Origin of the sequence: Mycobacterium malmoense, from assembly GCF_019645855.1 — a bacterium.
In the GTDB taxonomy this organism is placed as follows: Bacteria; Actinomycetota; Actinomycetes; order Mycobacteriales; family Mycobacteriaceae; genus Mycobacterium; species Mycobacterium malmoense.
Genome location: NZ_CP080999.1, coordinates 2,575,770 through 2,591,354 on the forward strand (window position 1 = coordinate 2,575,770; position 15,585 = coordinate 2,591,354).

Consider the following 15,585-nt stretch of genomic DNA (forward strand, 5'->3'; position numbering starts at 1 on the left):
GATGCTCCCGCAAGGAGGTTGACGAGTGAAATCGATCGACGAGCTGGCCGCTAACCTGAATTTCACCACGGCGAAGACCGGCGAGCAGCGCTCGGTCACGTTCCTCCCGGATCCGCCCCGGGCGTCGCGCCGCTACACGGTGATCTCGGTGGACGATCACATCGTCGAACCGCCGGATACCTTCGCCGGACGCGTGCCGCGCAAGTTCGCCGACCGCGCACCCCAGGTCGTGGAGACCGACGGCGGGGGACAGGCGTGGGTCTACGACGGCCAGGAGCTGCCCAACGTCGGGTTCAACGCCGTCGTCGGGCGCCCGGTGGCGGAGTACGGCTTCGAGCCGGTCCGATTCGACGAAATGCGCAGGGGCGCATGGGATATCCACGAGCGCGTCAGGGACATGGACCTCAACGGCATCTACGCCTCGCTCAACTTCCCGTCGTTCCTGCCGGGCTTCGCCGGCCAGCGGCTGCAACAGGTGACCAGCGATCGGGACCTGGCGCTGGCCTCGGTGCGCGCGTGGAACGACTGGCACCTCGAGGTGTGGACGGGCTCCTATCCCGAACGCATCATCCCGTGCCAATTGCCGTGGCTGCTGGACCCCGAGCTCGGCGCCAAGATGATCTACGAGAACGCCGAGCGCGGGTTCCACGCCGTCACGTTCAGCGAGAACCCGGCGATGCTCGGGTTGCCGAGCATCCACTCGGGCCACTGGGATCCGATGATGGCGGCCTGCGCCGAGACGGACACCGTCGTGAACCTGCACATCGGATCGTCCGGTTCCTCGCCGTCCACCACCGACGATGCGCCGCCGGACGTGCAGGGGGTGCTGTTCTTCGCCTATGCCATTTCGGCGGCGGTCGACTGGCTGTACTCCGGCCTGCCCAGCAGGTTCCCCACTCTGAAAATCTGTTTGTCCGAAGGCGGAATCGGCTGGGTCGCCGGGCTGCTGGACCGCCTGGACCACATGCTGAGCTATCACGCGATGTATGGCACCTGGCGGGCGCTGGGCGAAAGCTTGACTCCGGCCGAGGTTTTCACTCGCAACTTCTGGTTCTGCGCGGTGGAGGACAAGTCGTCGTTCGTGCAGCGTGACCGGATCGGTGTCGACAACATCATGTTGGAGGCCGACTACCCGCACTGCGACTCCACCTGGCCGCACACCCAACAAACGATCCACGAACAGATCGGCGACCTGCCGCCGGACGTGATTCGTAAGTTCAGCTGGGAGAACGCCTCCCGCCTGTACCGGCATCCAGTGCCTGTCGACGTGCAGCGGAATCCCGACGCATTCTGACGGCGTTAGCGCGGATTTCCGCGTTGCTGATTCGGGGCATGTTGGTTACCTGCCGTCTCGTGGCCATGTCGATCTTGCCTTCCACTTCGGGCAAGCCTTCCGGCCATGCGCTCAAAATAAGTGAGGCACGACCACCCGCGACGCGGTCAAATTCAGTGAGGCACGCTGATGATCACGTCGGGCTGTGGTTTTGACCTTCTCCCGCGACTGAAGATCGCGGGATTCCCTATGCCGCTTGCGCGTCATCGGGTCTTCTCGCTTGCGCGAGCACACCCGCGGTGACGGGTGTTGCCTCCGGTCCGGAGGTGAGCGCGGGCCGGGTGGCCCGGGCGAGGATGGTGTTGGCTGCCTGGATGTCCGCGTGGTCTTCGTGGCCACATTGCGCGCAACGGAATTCCGTTTGGCTCTTACGGTTTTCCTTCACGCTGTGGCCACAGTTGCGGCATTCCAGACTGCTGTACGCGGCCGGCACCTCCACGAGGGCGGTGCCGGACGCGGACGTTTTATGTTCCAAGCGCTGGGCGATCACACCCCAGCAGTTCGCGTAGATACCCCGGTTCAACCCGGCTTTCGCGGCTTTCCCGTTGGGCAGGTAGTGCCCCGCGTTGTCGGGGTCGGGTTTGGGTTTCGGTGCCCGCACCATGTTGCGGGTCGCGAGTTTCTCCACGGCCACCACCCCATAGCCGGCAGTGATCCGTGTGGTGGTTTTCTCGACCCAATCGCGACGCCGATCAGCCACCCTGGCATGCAGGCGCGCGATCTGCGCTTTCACCTTGTCGCGGCGGATACTGCCTTTGCGGCAGCGGGCAAGCTGACGCTGCAGCCGGGCGAGTTTCTTCTGCTCGCCGCGGCGCATGATCGGTGCCCGCAGCATCGTGCCGTCCGACAACGCAAGCGTGGTCTTCACTCCCCGGTCGATACCGACCGCCCGCCCCTCTCTGCCCGGTGCGGCAGTGACCGACGGTTGCGGGGCAGGGAACGCCACATGCCAGCGGTGCGCCCTACACGTGATCCGGGCCATCCCGAGCTTCCCGGCCGGCAGCGGGCGGGACAGCCGGAACTTCACCAGGCCGAGCTTGGGTATAAACACTTGCGCCCACTTACGGTTGACGCTCTCTACGCGGCTATCACGGATACAGAATCCCTCGTCGACAAACTTGCGCCGCCATGTCGGCCGCCGGTGGGTGCCGACGAAGTACGCCGCCGCGGCGCGGTCGAAGTCCCGCAACGCTTGCTGCTGCACCGACGACGATCCGGCCGCCAGCCATTCGAACGCTTGCCGGGCCTGGGCGAGTTGTTTTTGCCGGGCAGCAGGTCCCGGCGCCGATCGGCCCGACCGACCCCAATTGAACTGCTCCACAGCAAGATTCCACACATAACGAGCATCAGCACAGTGCCTGCCCAGCATGAACGCCGCTTGCTCACTGGTGGGATACAACCGGTACCGGTGCGCCACCGCTACGCCGCCTTCCCCTGGCGCGCAGCGGCGACTTTCTGGTTCTCCACATACCGCCTGACCACTTCCAGCGGTGCGCCACCGACAGTGCAGACGAACCAAGACGGCGACCATAAACACTTCATCCGCGCCAGATACGCGAACTCCCACCGAAGACGCCGCGACGAGCGCCCCTTCAGAACCTGGACGAGTTTGGACACCGCCACCTGCGGCGGCAGCTCCACGAGCAGACGCACACGATCGGGCATCGTCTCGACCTCGATCACCATCCCACCGAACTCGGCGACCACCTCACCGATGATCTGCTTCAACCGCGTCTGGATCGGCCCACCCAACACATCACGACGGCACTTCGGGCACCAAATCACGTGGTACTTCACCGAAAACACCGACGTACCTGTCGACCGGTACCACATGAACCTCACGATAAACCACACCCACGACAACAACGGTCCGCTACGCGGACCACAAAACGGGATCGGCTACCCCCCGACTGAAGTCGAGGACTTGCGCCGAAGAAAGTTTCGGTCAGGTATCCTGCTTGCGATGACTGCTGCGAAGGATCAGGTTCTAGCTGCGGTTTTGGCCGCTCGTGAGCGCATTCGGAACGGCGAGGCGAAGCCACGGGAGCGCCGGCCTCGCCGCGAAAAAACCGCAAAAAGCGCCTAGAGGACGTCGCACGATAAAGCGTGCTCAACTGGGACGACGTCGCGTGGGCGAAGTACAACGAACTTCGCGACCGCCGCGATAGGGAACTCGAAAAAGCTCTTGAGGAACGCTCCCGAATTAATCGAAGACGATCCCGATTCGTCCGACGCGCGGCAATCGCGTTTCGAGTCGGTAGAAGATGAACCAACAGTATGGATCGCCGCCGCGCCGCCGCGCCGTCACCCGCTGCTGCGTATCTACTGGCAACTCGAAGATGATGGCCCCGTGATTGTTCACATCGAGGAGCGGTAGCTGACCCGCCAACCCAAACCATCGACCAAGCAACAGACGGAGCTGCGTCGCATGCACGACGTCGGCAACTACACCATCACCGACCTCGGCAAAGCCAAGAAGAGTGTGTGACGTGATCGCAGAATCGGACCCCGACGACCCCACGCAAACCCTGGCGCTATTACCAGACCGCTGGCACGAGCAGTTCCTCGCCGAATACCGGGCCGGACTCGACGCTGCCCGCGAAGTCGGGCAGTGGCCCGAGCTGCGCGCCCTGCTGCACCGCTGGCGGCTCCGCGCCACCACCTACACCGACCCTGGTTTCGGCGCCGCCGCACAGGCCGCCCGCGACGCCCGCCCTGAAGACCTTGTTCCGCTGCCGTGGTGGGACGATAAACGGTGAGCTACCGGCCGATGCTCATCGGACGAGCACAGGATCAGTTCGGCGAGCACGGCCTCCTATCTTTCCGAATCGATGACAACGCCGAACTCCTGAAACATCCCCTGGACCGGATAACGGTCTCGAAACACTAAGCGATACTGGGTTTGCCCGATGTGTGGCACCGAACGATGTTGCATCGCATGATGTTTCGCGTTCTTCGTTCCGGGTGGAGGACCGGATCGTGTCCGGCAGCTTCGGTCAGTTCGACCACCTCCACACGCAACAAACCCGCCCGCGACCGCCGCTGAGCACAATGCGCAAAAGCTCAAAATCGCTTGTTGCGTGGCTATTGCGCACAAGCGCGTCACGGCCGCTGTCGATCCGTAGCTTCGAGTCCACCGAGGTGTCGGGACCCCCTCGACATCGGCACCCACGAGGAGCCCACCGTGTTCACTCATCCAGAACTGACGACGGGAACAAACGCCACCGCTGCGCTTCCGCGGCGCTTGGACGCAAGGCGTGATGGCTATGTCGAGCGCACCGTCATCACGAGTGACAGCGTGCGCGACTACGCCTCTGCCGGTGCCAGGGAGCACACCGTCGTTCTGCTGCACGGTCTTTGCCTGACGCAGTCGAGCTGGGCACTGCAGATCCGTCACCTGGTGCGCCGATGGGGCAACAGCGTGCGAATCATCACCTATGATCACCGCGGCCATGGCCGTTCGACCGGCGCCGACATGCACACCTACCGGATCGACCGGCTGGCCGCCGATCTCGCCGATGTCCTCACCGCGCTACGCGTCACCGAGCCCCTCACCCTGGCCGGGACACTCGATGGGCGGTATGACGGCGCTGGCATACCTGGGCCGTCCCGCCGCCGATCGTCCGGTGGACGCGCAAGGCCTCGCCGATGCGAGCCGGTGACCTGCCAACGGCAATCGGCCCCCTTCCGCAAGAAGGGGCCCGATTCGTGTGCGGACAGCATGGGCATTCGCTTGGAGATGCCCTACGAAATCTCTGCTTCGGAAGCCAGCCGCCGCAGAATGTCGGCCGCGGGCTCGGCGGTGGCGTGCCGATAACCGGTGCCGGCCCACAGATGGACATAGTCGGGTTTGCTCGCCGCGGCGGCGGCTTTGCGCAGCGGGCTGGTCAGGTGGTGGAGCGCCGGATAACCCAGCGGGGCCTCGGCCTCGTGGGCGTCGATGAACGCGTTGCGCAGGCCGCGGGCCGGGCGGCCGGTGAAGGCCCGGGTGAGCACCGTCTCGGTGCGGGCGGGATCGGTCAGGGCCGCCTGGTGGGTGGCCGAGGCGCCGCTTTCGGTGGCACGCAGCAGAACCGTTCCGACCGCGGCCGCCGCGGCGCCCGCGCGGATTACCTCGGCCACGGCCGCGGGGGTGGCGAGACCGCCCGTGGCGATCACCGGCAGCGGCACCGTCGCGACGATCCGTTGGACGAGCTCGGCGATCGGGACCGGCGTCAATGGTCGCAGCGGCGTGAGCGTGCCGGAATGCCCGCCGGCGGCCACCGCCTGCACGGCGAGCATGTCGACGCCGGCGTCATGGGCTTGCACCGCCTCGTCGGCCGTTGTCACCGTTTGCACCACAACGCTATTGGCCTGTCGCAGCGCGGCGATCACGCGGCGCGGCGGTATGCCGAAGGTGAACGACACCATCGGGACCGGGTCGTCGAGCAACAGCGCGATCTTCTCGTCGAACCCGTCGTCGTCCTCGATCGGCTCGGCGGGCAGGGTTAGGCCGAACTGGTCGGCCTCCCTCTGAATGGCGGCGGCGTAGGTCCGGTAGCTGTCGGGGTCGACCGGCAGCGGGTTGGGCGCAAACACGTTGACGCCGAACGGGATTCCCTCGGCCCGAACGCTCGTGATCTCGGCCTCGACCGCCTCCACGGTCTTGTAGCCGGCCGCCAGCACGCCCAGGCCGCCCGCCCGGGCCGCGGCCGACACCATCGCGGGGGTGGTGGGGCCGCCCGACATGGGGGCGGCGACCAGGGGAATGGACATCCCAAACCGTGCCAGCATCTCGGTGCCCCTTCCGTGCTCACGCGTCGTCTCGACAATATCGGCGTCCGCGCGGTCAGTCGCCGGCGAGCGTGCGCAGAATGCCACGCCCGGCGGCGTGTCGGCGTGCAAACACGCCCGCTCGCCGGAGGGTGGTGCCGGACCTGACAGGATGTTTCAGCGTGAAGCGACCCAACTTCCTGGTGATCGTGGCGGACGACCTCGGGTTCTCCGACATCGGCGCGTTCGGCGGTGAAATCGACACGCCCAACCTCGACCGGCTCGCCTACGCCGGGATCCGGTTCACCGATTTCCACTCCGCCCCGGCCTGCTCGCCCACCCGCGCGATGCTGTTGACCGGAACCGACCACCACATCGCCGGCATCGGCACGATGCTCGAGGTGGCGGCCCCCGGGTTCCGGGGCGCGCCCGGCTACGAGGGCTACCTCAACGACCGCGTCGTCGCGCTGCCCGAGCTGCTGCGCGACGCCGGTTACCTGACGCTGATGTCGGGCAAATGGCACCTGGGTGCCACCATCGAGACATCCCCATGGGCCCGCGGCTTCGAGCGCTCGTTCGCCCTGCTGCCCGCCGGCGCCAGCCACTACGGCGGCGCGGCAGGCGGCGGGTTTTCGCCCGTGCCAACGCTTTACACCGAAGACGACCGGTTCGTCACGGTCGGCGACGACTTCTACTCATCCGACTCCTACGCCGACACGCTGCTGCGCTACCTCCGCGAACGCTCCCCGGATGACGACCGGCCGTTCTTCGCCTATCTGCCCTTTCAGGCGCCGCACTGGCCGCTGCAGGCGCCCGACGAATCCATGGCAAAGTACCGCGGCCGCTACGACGCCGGGCCGGACGCCTTGCGCGAGGAGCGGCTGGCGGCGCTCAAGCGGCTCGGCCTGTGCCCGCCCGACGTCGTGGCGCACCCGGTCGTGGCCGACGGCGCCCCGGAGTGGGCCGACATGACCGACGAACAGCGCGCGGTGTCGGCCCGCAGCATGGAGGTCTACGCCGGGATGGTCGACCGGATGGACTACAACATCGGCCGGGTGATCGACTACCTGGCCGACACCGGCGAGCTGGACGACACGGTCGTCATCTTCCTGTCCGACAACGGCGCCGAGGGCGCGATGGTCGAGGCGATGCCGCTCCGCGGCGCCCAAATCGTCGCGCAGATCGAACAATACTGCGACAACAGCCTCGACAACCTCGGCCGCCCCACCTCGTTCATCTGGTACGGCCCACGCTGGGCGCAGGCCGCCACGGCGCCGTCGCGCCTGCACAAGGCGTTCACCACCGAAGGCGGAATCCGGGTGGTGGGCTTCCTCACCTGGCCGGGCTTCGCCCGGCAGGGCGAGATCGGCGCGGCGTTCACCACCGTCATGGACGTCGCCCCCACCGTGCTGGAGCTCGCCGGCGTCGCACATCCCGGCACCGCCTACCGCGGCCGCGGCGTCGAACCCCTGCGCGGCCGCTCCCTGGTGGAGTACCTGTCGGGCGACAGCGACGCGGTACACGACGCCGAGACCGGCACGGGCTGGGAGTTGTTCGGCCGCAGGGCGATTCGTCAGGGCGACTGGAAGGCGGTCTACCTGCCCGCGCCCTACGGTCCGGGCACCTGGCAGCTCTACGACCTCTCCATTGACCCGGGCGAGATCGACGACCTGGCCGGCTCGCGCCCCGACAAGCTGGCCGAGCTGCTGGCGCTGTGGGACCGCTACGTCGGGGAAACCGGCGTGCTCCTGGAGCCCGTGTCAGTGTTCGATGCCGACCTCCAGACGTAAAACCCGCTCCCAGGAAACGGCAAGAAACGTCGGCTATGTTCTGCTCGTGTTTGCGACGCGGAGGGTAGCCCCGGCCAATCTCGAGGTCGACCTCGACACGATGACAACGGCCAGGGAGACGCTCGAGGACTACACGCTGCGTTTCGCGCCACGCAGCTACCGAAGGTGGTCCACGGCGGTGGTGGGAATCTCGGCTCTCGGCGGCATCGCATATCTCGCCGACTTCGCGATCGGCGCCAACATCGGCATCTCCTACGGCACCGGAAATGCCTTGTGCGGCATCGCGATCTTCGCCGTGGTGATCTTCATGACCGGGTTGCCGCTGGCCTATTACGCGGCGCGGTACAACATCGACCTGGACCTCATCACCCGCGGCAGCGGTTTCGGGTACTACGGCTCGGTGGTCACCAACGTGATCTTCGCGACGTTCACGTTCATCTTTTTCGCGCTCGAGGGTTCCATCATGGCCCAGGGCCTCAAGCTGGGCCTGCACGTGCCGCTGTGGTTGGGTTATGCCTGCTCGACGCTGCTGATCTTCCCGCTGGTGATCTACGGCATGAAAGTCCTTTCGCGGCTGCAAGTTTGGACGACGCCGCTATGGCTGATCCTGATGGTGATCCCGTTCATCTACCTGCTGGTCAGCCACCCGCACTCGATTGGCCAGTTCTTCGGATACGGCGGCCGCGCGGGTAACGGCGCGGTGAACATTGGCTCAACATTGTTGGCGGCCGGGGTGTGCCTGTCGCTGATCGCCCAAATCGCCGAACAGATTGACTATTTGCGCTTTATGCCGCCCCGGACGCCGGCGAACGCCCGAAGCTGGTGGACCTGGATGCTGCTGGCCGGACCGGGCTGGGTCGCCTTCGGGGCGATCAAACAGATCATCGGCTTGTTCCTCGCCGTCTATCTGATTTCCAACGTTGCGGGCTCCACGCCGATCGCCAACCAGCCGGTGCACCAATTCTTGCTGATATACCGCAACTTCATGCCGGGTTGGCTCGCCCTTACACTCGCCGTGATTCTGGTGGTGATCAGCCAGATAAAGATCAACGTGACGAACGCCTATTCGGGCTCACTGGCGTGGACCAATTCGTTCACTCGCGTCACCAAGCATTACCCCGGACGCGTGGTGTTCCTGGGCGTAAACCTGGTGATCGCGCTGATCCTGATGGAAGCCGACATGTTCGACTTTCTGAACACCATCCTCGGGTTCTACGCCAACTGCGGCATGGCGTGGGTGGTGGCGGTGGCGTCGGACATCGTCGTCAACAAGTACCTGCTGAAGCTGTCACCGAAGAAGCCCGAGTTCCGCCGCGGCATGTTGTATGCCGTCAACCCGGTTGGCTTCGGGTCGCTGCTTTTGGCCGCGGGGCTGTCAGTCGTCGCGTTCTTCGGCGGTCTGGGCGCGGCGCTGCGGCCCTATTCGCCGCTGGTGGCGATCGTCATCGCGTCGGTGATGCCGCCCATCCTGGCGATCGCCACCAAGGGCAGGTACTACCTGCAACGCACGCACGACGGCATCGATCTGCCCATGTACGACGAACACGGCAACCCATCGGCCGCGCAGTTGAAGTGCCATGTCTGCCATCACGATTACGAGCGGCCCGACATGCTGGCCTGCGAAACCCACGACGCGCACGTCTGCTCGCTGTGTGTGTCCACCGACAGGCTGGCCGACCATGTGCTTCGGATCCACGCCTAGACGTCTCGGTGCCAAATCCTTGCGCTGGAAGCGATTTCACGCATAGCGCGGGCCATGCCCGGCGCCTTGTCGACCGCCCCGTATGCTTAAGCGCCGATGGTCGAGACAACCACCTGCGCGATTGTCGGCGGCGGCCCGGCCGGGATGGTCCTCGGGCTTCTCCTGGCCCGGGCGGGTGTAGAGGTCACCCTGCTGGAGAAGCACGGCGACTTCCTGCGCGACTTCCGCGGCGACACCGTGCATCCGACCACGATGCGGCTGCTCGATGAGCTGGGCCTGTGGGATCGCTTCGCGGCCTTGCCCTTCACCGAGGTCCGCAAGGCGAAATTCGAATCGAACGGGCGCTCGGTGACCTACGTCGACTTCGAGCGGCTCGGGTCTTTCGGCCAACCTCACCCCTTTGTCGCGATGGTGCCGCAGTGGGACTTGCTCAACCTGCTCGCCGATGCGGCCCAAACCGAGCCGAGCTTCACATTGCGGATGAACACCGAGGTCACCGGCCCTCCTGCGGGAGGCCGGCAGGGTCGCCGGAGTGCGCTACCGCGGACCCGAGGGCCCCGGTGAACTGCGGGCCAAGTTGACCGTGGCGTGCGACGGCCGCTGGTCGATCGCCCGTCACGAGGCCAGGCTGAAGGCGCGCGAATACCCGGTGAAGTTCGACGTGTGGTGGTTCAGGCTGCCGCACGAGGAAGACACCGAATTCTCCTTCCTGCCTCGGGTCGGCCCCGGCAAGGCGCTCGCCGTGATTCCCCGGAGAGGCTATTTCCAGATCGCCTACCTCGGCCCCAAGGGCACCGACGCCCAGTTGCGCGCGCGAGGCATCGAGGCGTTCCGTCGCGACGTCGGCGCGTTACTGCCCGACATGCCCGGGTCGGTGGCGGCGTTGACGTCCATGGATGACGTCAAGCACCTGGACGTCCGGGTTAATCGGCTGCGTCGTTGGCACACCGAGGGGCTGCTGTGTATCGGCGATGCCGCGCACGCGATGTCTCCGCTGGGCGGCGTCGGCATCAACCTGGCGGTGCAGGATGCGGTTGCGGCCGCGACTCTGTTGGCCGAACCGCTGCTGCAACACCGGGTCACCGGCCGCGACCTGGCGGCGGTCCGGCGCCGCCGCCTGTTTCCCACCGCGGTGACCCAAGCCGTCCAGCGGGCGTTGCACCGAGCGCTGCTCGGCCGGCTCCTTCGCGGCCAGGACCCCACACCGCCGACGGCCCTGCTGGGCGTGGTCCGGCGGCTGCCGTGGCTGTCGATCGTGCCCGCTTACTTTGTCGGTGTCGGGGTCCGGCCCGAGCACGCTCCCGCGTTCGCGCGTCGCGGCGCCTAAGCCGCGACTAGATCAATCGAGTGTGCGCTCACGGCTTTCGGTGTGCTGTGGCGGCGGGATTTCGGCGGTTTTTCCGCCCGGTACGCACACGCGACCGCCGTGACATGGCGCCGGGCGACCCGCAGCGAGTGCTAGCGTCGGGTCCGTGTCTGGACAGGTGCGGATCGGCATCCTGGGCGCGGCCCGCATCGCGCCCTTGGCGCTGATCAACCCGGCCCGGGAAAACAGGAAAAACGACGGCGTGGTGGTCGCCGCGGTGGCGGCACGCGACGCGTCGCGCGCGCGGGCCTTTGCCGCCAAACACGGCATCCCCCGGGTGCACGAAAGCTACGAGGCGCTGATCTCGGACCCGAACCTCGACGCGGTCTACAACCCGCTGCCCAACGGGCTGCATGGTAGGTGGACCCGAGCCGCCCTGGCCGCCGGGAAGCATGTGCTGTGCGAAAAGCCGTTCGCCGCCAACGCGGACGAAGCCCGTGAGATCGCCGGAGTTGCCGCGAATTCGGACCGGGTGGTGATGGAGGCCTTCCACTATCGCTACCACCCGCTGAGTCGGCGGGTCGAGGAGATCATCGCCTCCGGCGAGTTGGGCAAACTCAAGCGGGTGGAGGCCGCCCTGTGCTTCCCGCTGCCGAAGTTTTCCGACATCCGCTACGACTATTCGCTCGCCGGTGGCGCCACGATGGACGCCGGATGCTATGCGGTCCACATGGTCCGCACGTTCGGTGGATCGACCCCGGAAGTCGTTTCGGCACAAGCGAAATTGCGCGACCCGCAGATCGACCGGGCCATGACGGCAGAGGTGCGGTTCGCCGAAGGGCACACCGGCCGGGTCCGCTGCTCGTTGTGGTCGTCGCATCTGCTGCAGATCAGCGCTCGCGTCGTCGGCGAGCACGGCGAGTTGCGGGTGTTGAATCCGGTGATGCCCAATTATTTCCATAGGCTCTCGGTCCGATCACCCGACGGCAGACGCGTGGAGCGTTTCGCGCACCGCGCCTCCTACGCGTATCAACTCGACGCCTTCGCCGCGGCGGTGCTGCGCGCCGAGCCGGTGCGGACAAGCCCGGAGGACGCGGTCGAGAACATGACCGTCGTCGACGCGATCTATCGCGCCGCCGGCCTTCCGCTCCGCTACCCGAGCTAAGTTCTAATCCCTTAGGTCAGAAGCTACTTCGGACAACAGACGGCGTGCCGCCTCGACGCATGGGCGGAGGCGATCGATCGGGCCGACATCGGCCAGCGCCAACGACCGCCTCGGCACCTCGATTTCGATGACGACGTCGAGGGGAAGCGCGGAAAGGATGTCGCGCAAGGGCAATTCGCCTTCACCGGGAACCATGCGCTCGAACATGGCTTCCTCCATGTAGTTGTCGATGCGAGGCCGCAGCGTCGTATCGTTGAGTTGCGCGTAGCCGATGTGCTCGGGGTTGATGGCCGCGACCTCGGCGGCGCCGGATCCCGACCGCACGAGGTGCATGGTGTCGATCAACAATCGGAACTCGGGCCGTCCCACGTGTTCCCGAGCGGCCAGCGCGGTGGGCAGGTCGCCAATGGTCAGGCCGGGTACCGGTTCGACGACCGTCTGGATGCCGCGTTGGGCGGCAAGTTCGGTCAGCAGAGCGAACTGGTCGAACGTGCGGCTGAGATCGGGGTCGAGGCTGACGACGTTTATCCGCGGGACGGCGAGCTCGGCCAAGACGTCGAGATCCGCTGTGAACGCCCGCATCTCGGCGCTGGGCAGCACGAGGAATCCATCGCCGAGCGAGATCGCCACTCCGCGATCATTCAGGGCGGCGAGCACGTCTCGCCTGAGCGCGGCGTCGTCCTTCAGCGAGAAGGGCGGATAGCCGAGCGCCACCAATGGCAGTCCGCGCACTACGGCCGACATGTACCTGCAGCCGAGGTCGGCGGTGAGATTGACGAAATCGACTGGCGGAAGCCCGAATCCGTTGAGGAACCCGATGCCTAGCCGGTCCATGCCGCTTCCGGGAGTCGTGTGGATGCGGGTCACGCGGGGCGGCCCGCCAGTTGCGCCAACCGGTCGGCGGCTTGGGGTGTTTGGGTGGTCAGCGCGATCCTCCCGGAAGTGACCTGCTCTTGGATGATCGGCGCTTCCAGCACGAGGTCGTCGCGGACGAAGGCGACATGGGCGTGCAGGTGCTGGGCGGTGAACGCCGCCCACGCCGACGCCGACGATGGGTCCATCGTCAGATTCACCTCATAAAAACCCGACGTCAGCGATCTGGGTGGGTCCACGTGTGTCAGCGCGAGCTGCATCGTCTCGGGGCCCAGCGTGTAGACGGTGGTCCGGGCGACGTCACAGGTAACCAGGACGTTGCCCGGCGCTACCGGGCCGGCCGGATTCGCGGCGGGGCATTTGTTGGGCATGGTCGGCTGTGACCTCTGCACCTGCCGAACCGGCAACGGCTGAATGTTCACGGCGGGTGCCGCCGGTTGGCTCGTGGTTCGCGGCACGGTGGTGGTCGACTTGGTGGTCGGGGCCGGGTGCTGCGTGGGGTGGCAGCCACACGTCACGGCGCCGAGCAGAAGAATGCCCGTCAGCCTTGCCCGGCGGCCCGCCACGGCGCTCCTCTCGTCGGCATCGACAATAGATTATTGCAACACACTTTCACCCGAAAACCCGTTGCTCTGGTGCGCAATCTATATGCCTTGTTCGGCAACCGCTTTCGCGTGCATCGGCGGCGATTCCCGCGGGCGGCGAGGTCGCTTGCGGATTGCGACCCTTTACCGGCACTACGAATATAGAGTAGCGTTTCGGTCCGAGATAACGGACCTTCGATGGACAAACGACGAAAGCCCAATCCCGCGGAGCGCCGCCGCGACCTGTGCGATGCGGCGATCCATCTGTTGGCCGAAGACGGGGCCAAGGGCTTGAGCCATCTCAAGGTCGACCGCAAGGCCGGCGTGCCGGACGGCACCACGTCGTTCTACTTCCGCACCCGCTCGGCACTGCTGCGTGCCGTCGCCGAGCGGCTGGCCGAACTCGACCTGGCGAGCCTGCAGTCCGTCGCCGACAGCGCCGACGGCTGCGCAAGCGATGGCTCGCCATCGCGGTTGTCGCAGGTGGTGATCCAGGCCGGCGGTGAGCCACAGTTGTCCCGGACCAGGGCCAGATACGAGCTGACGATGCAGGCCACTCGCGACCCGGCGCTGGCCGCGATTTTGCAGCAGGCGACGGACGGATTCACCAAGCTGCACCGGGAGATCCTCGTGCGGCTGATGCCGCGCGGCGCCGAGCTGGAACCGGCCGTGGTCGAGGATCTGAGCAATGTCACGCTGACGTTCATCAACGGCCTGCTGCTGCGATTCGCCCACGGCGACCGGATTGTCGACAGTCCCGAACAGCTCGACGCCATCCTGGCAGCCATCGCCACCGGCATCCTGAAGAGTTCGGACAAGGGCCGGCTGACCGAGGCTGGCGGACCGCGTCGCGCAAGTCTTGCCACAGCACCCGCCGTATGGTTCTCTACGAGAATAGAGTGAACCGATGTTTCGCGGGCCGTCAGACCAAATGCGTTTAAGCGCAGTGTATAAATCGCCACAACAAGGCGCTGGAGCCGATGAGGGTCATCCGCATGCCACCCGCCCGGCATACGGCACGTACGTCACCCGCGACGCCAGCCTGCATGGCCGGACCGTGCCCGCGCTAACCATATGAGTAAAAGAAGTTGGAGAGATGACATGCCCGAATACGACTACGAAAAGATGAAAAAGGAAGCCGAGCCGTACATCAAGTTCGAGAAGGACGTCGAGAACAGAATCGCCTACATCACCTTCGATCGGCCCGAGGCACAGAATTCCACCACCTTGGGGATGCGGCAGAACTACGCCGACTTGATCCACAAGTGCAACGTGGACGACGACGTCAAGGTCGTGGTGATCCGCGGCGAGGGGGAGGATTTCGGTAGCGGCGGGGACCTGCCGGAACAGCGGGGGATGCTGGAAAACCCCGGCATGCCGCTGCTGCACGAGCTCGCGATCAACGATGACGGCGTCAAGTACCCGCCCGGCGGGTCGTACCGCTACCTGTCCACCGTCACCGACTTCTATGCCAAGGCCCGCGCGGGTAACCGGCCGCTGCAGGAGCTGCGGAAGATCAGCATCATCGAGGCCAAGGGCTACTGCTACGGGTGGCACTTCTATCAGGCCGGCGACGCCGATCTCGTGGTCTCTTCCGACGACGCGCTTTTCGGGCACCCGGCCTTCCGCTACGTGGGTTGGGGACCACGCCTGTGGTGGTGGGCGGAGACGATGGGACTGCGGAAGTTCTCCGAAATGCTGTTCACCGGAAGGCCGTTCAGCGCGAAGGAGATGTACGAGTGCGGCTTCGTCAACAGCGTGGTGCCCCGCGAGAAGCTGGAAGACGAGACGCTGAAATACGCGATGGCTTGTGCCCGTTCGCGGCCCACCGACACGGTCGCGGTGCAGAAGACCTTCCTGGAGCTGTACAAGCAACACAAGGGCGAGTACTTCGGGAGCCTGCTTACCGGCATGGTCGAGGGCATGCTGCCGCTGATCGCCAACGACCAGGAGAACGAGGTCGATCTCACCGAGGGCACCTTCAGCAAGGGCCTCAACAATGTGGTGAAGGACAACGACATGAACTTCCCGCCGGAGTGGCGCCTGAGCCGCTCGGGACGCAAGAAGCCCTGACCCAGCC

Annotated in this window: 14 protein-coding genes and 1 pseudogene; 10 read left to right on the forward strand and 5 right to left on the reverse strand. The window is 65.9% G+C overall.

The annotated features are described in order from the left end of the window. Positions 1–25: 25 nt before the first annotated feature. Positions 26–1,294, forward strand: a complete 1,269-nt coding sequence (locus K3U93_RS11925) for an amidohydrolase family protein (protein WP_083009731.1) — start codon at positions 26–28, stop codon at positions 1,292–1,294. A gap of 226 nt (positions 1,295–1,520) precedes the next feature. Here the strand turns inward: K3U93_RS11925 and K3U93_RS11930 are convergent, their stop codons facing one another. Next, positions 1,521–2,750 (reverse strand): RNA-guided endonuclease InsQ/TnpB family protein, encoded by a 1,230-nt coding sequence (locus K3U93_RS11930; protein ID WP_217808408.1) that lies wholly within the window; start codon positions 2,748–2,750, stop codon positions 1,521–1,523. 2 nt (positions 2,751–2,752) lie between these two features. After that, positions 2,753–3,166, reverse strand: coding sequence for an IS200/IS605 family transposase (gene tnpA, locus K3U93_RS11935; RefSeq protein WP_083009812.1), 414 nt, complete (start codon positions 3,164–3,166; stop codon positions 2,753–2,755). A 352-nt stretch (positions 3,167–3,518) separates the two neighbouring features. On the opposite strand from tnpA, the gene K3U93_RS11940 reads away from it, so the two are divergent. The 3 genes from K3U93_RS11940 (at position 3,519) to K3U93_RS11950 (ending at position 5,150) form a co-directional block, all read left to right on the forward strand. Beyond that, on the forward strand, positions 3,519–3,710 hold the full coding sequence (locus tag K3U93_RS11940; RefSeq protein ID WP_139796788.1) for a hypothetical protein: 192 nt from the start codon (positions 3,519–3,521) through the stop codon (positions 3,708–3,710). Between the two features lie 112 nt (positions 3,711–3,822). Then, positions 3,823–4,092 carry a DUF6247 family protein gene (locus tag K3U93_RS11945; RefSeq protein ID WP_217808407.1) on the forward strand — a complete coding sequence of 90 codons (270 nt, stop codon included), beginning with the start codon at positions 3,823–3,825 and terminating at the stop codon, positions 4,090–4,092. A 425-nt stretch (positions 4,093–4,517) separates the two neighbouring features. Beyond that, complete coding sequence (locus K3U93_RS11950; protein WP_230981642.1) at positions 4,518–5,150, forward strand: alpha/beta fold hydrolase; 633 nt, start codon at positions 4,518–4,520, stop codon at positions 5,148–5,150. Here the strand turns inward: K3U93_RS11950 and K3U93_RS11955 are convergent. Then, positions 5,078–6,106 (reverse strand): NAD(P)H-dependent flavin oxidoreductase, encoded by a 1,029-nt coding sequence (locus K3U93_RS11955; protein ID WP_083009730.1) that lies wholly within the window; start codon positions 6,104–6,106, stop codon positions 5,078–5,080. The two genes, K3U93_RS11950 and K3U93_RS11955, sit on opposite strands and share 73 nt — an antisense overlap. A gap of 161 nt (positions 6,107–6,267) precedes the next feature. Between K3U93_RS11955 and K3U93_RS11960 the strand changes: the two genes are divergently transcribed. The 4 genes and pseudogenes from K3U93_RS11960 to K3U93_RS11975 all read left to right on the forward strand — a co-directional run bounded on the left by K3U93_RS11960 (position 6,268) and on the right by K3U93_RS11975 (position 12,048). Further along, entirely contained in the window at positions 6,268–7,875 is a 1,608-nt protein-coding gene (locus K3U93_RS11960) for an arylsulfatase (RefSeq protein WP_083009810.1), read from the forward strand. A gap of 100 nt (positions 7,876–7,975) precedes the next feature. Continuing rightward, the gene (locus K3U93_RS11965) at positions 7,976–9,577 is read left to right on the forward strand and encodes a purine-cytosine permease family protein (RefSeq protein ID WP_083009809.1); all 1,602 of its coding nucleotides are present in this window, start codon (positions 7,976–7,978) and stop codon (positions 9,575–9,577) included. Positions 9,578–9,673: 96 nt separating this feature from the next. Further along, positions 9,674–10,904 (forward strand): annotated as a pseudogene (locus tag K3U93_RS11970) (FAD-dependent oxidoreductase). 145 nt (positions 10,905–11,049) lie between these two features. Further along, complete coding sequence (locus K3U93_RS11975; protein ID WP_083009729.1) at positions 11,050–12,048, forward strand: Gfo/Idh/MocA family protein; 999 nt, start codon at positions 11,050–11,052, stop codon at positions 12,046–12,048. A 3-nt stretch (positions 12,049–12,051) separates the two neighbouring features. Here the strand turns inward: K3U93_RS11975 and K3U93_RS11980 are convergent, their stop codons facing one another. Continuing rightward, complete coding sequence (locus K3U93_RS11980) at positions 12,052–12,882, reverse strand: sugar phosphate isomerase/epimerase family protein (protein ID WP_083009808.1); 831 nt, start codon at positions 12,880–12,882, stop codon at positions 12,052–12,054. A gap of 29 nt (positions 12,883–12,911) precedes the next feature. After that, complete coding sequence (locus K3U93_RS11985) at positions 12,912–13,487, reverse strand: SecDF P1 head subdomain-containing protein (RefSeq protein WP_071510445.1); 576 nt, start codon at positions 13,485–13,487, stop codon at positions 12,912–12,914. Between the two features lie 216 nt (positions 13,488–13,703). Here K3U93_RS11985 and K3U93_RS11990 point away from each other — a divergent pair, with 216 nt between their 5' ends. Together K3U93_RS11990 and K3U93_RS11995 are read left to right on the forward strand one after the other, a co-directional pair. After that, positions 13,704–14,408: a TetR/AcrR family transcriptional regulator gene (locus tag K3U93_RS11990; RefSeq protein WP_083009728.1), complete on the forward strand. Its 705-nt coding sequence runs from the start codon at positions 13,704–13,706 to the stop codon at positions 14,406–14,408. Between the two features lie 198 nt (positions 14,409–14,606). Next, a complete protein-coding gene (locus K3U93_RS11995; protein ID WP_083009727.1) occupies positions 14,607–15,578 on the forward strand; it encodes an enoyl-CoA hydratase/isomerase family protein in 972 nt (323 codons plus the stop codon). Positions 15,579–15,585 lie beyond the last annotated feature (7 nt).

What these genes read in the sequence shown, in the direction of transcription:
- tnpA (WP_083009812.1), bottom strand. Translation starts at nt 3,166, where the DNA reads ATGTGGTACCGGTCGACAGGTACGTCGGTGTTTTCGGTGAAGTACCAC.
- K3U93_RS11955 (WP_083009730.1), bottom strand. Translation starts at nt 6,106, where the DNA reads ATGCTGGCACGGTTTGGGATGTCCATTCCCCTGGTCGCCGCCCCCATG.
- K3U93_RS11965 (WP_083009809.1), top strand. Translation starts at nt 7,976, where the DNA reads ATGACAACGGCCAGGGAGACGCTCGAGGACTACACGCTGCGTTTCGCG.
- K3U93_RS11980 (WP_083009808.1), bottom strand. Translation starts at nt 12,882, where the DNA reads ATGGACCGGCTAGGCATCGGGTTCCTCAACGGATTCGGGCTTCCGCCA.
- K3U93_RS11990 (WP_083009728.1), top strand. Translation starts at nt 13,704, where the DNA reads ATGGACAAACGACGAAAGCCCAATCCCGCGGAGCGCCGCCGCGACCTG.
- K3U93_RS11995 (WP_083009727.1), top strand. Translation starts at nt 14,607, where the DNA reads ATGCCCGAATACGACTACGAAAAGATGAAAAAGGAAGCCGAGCCGTAC.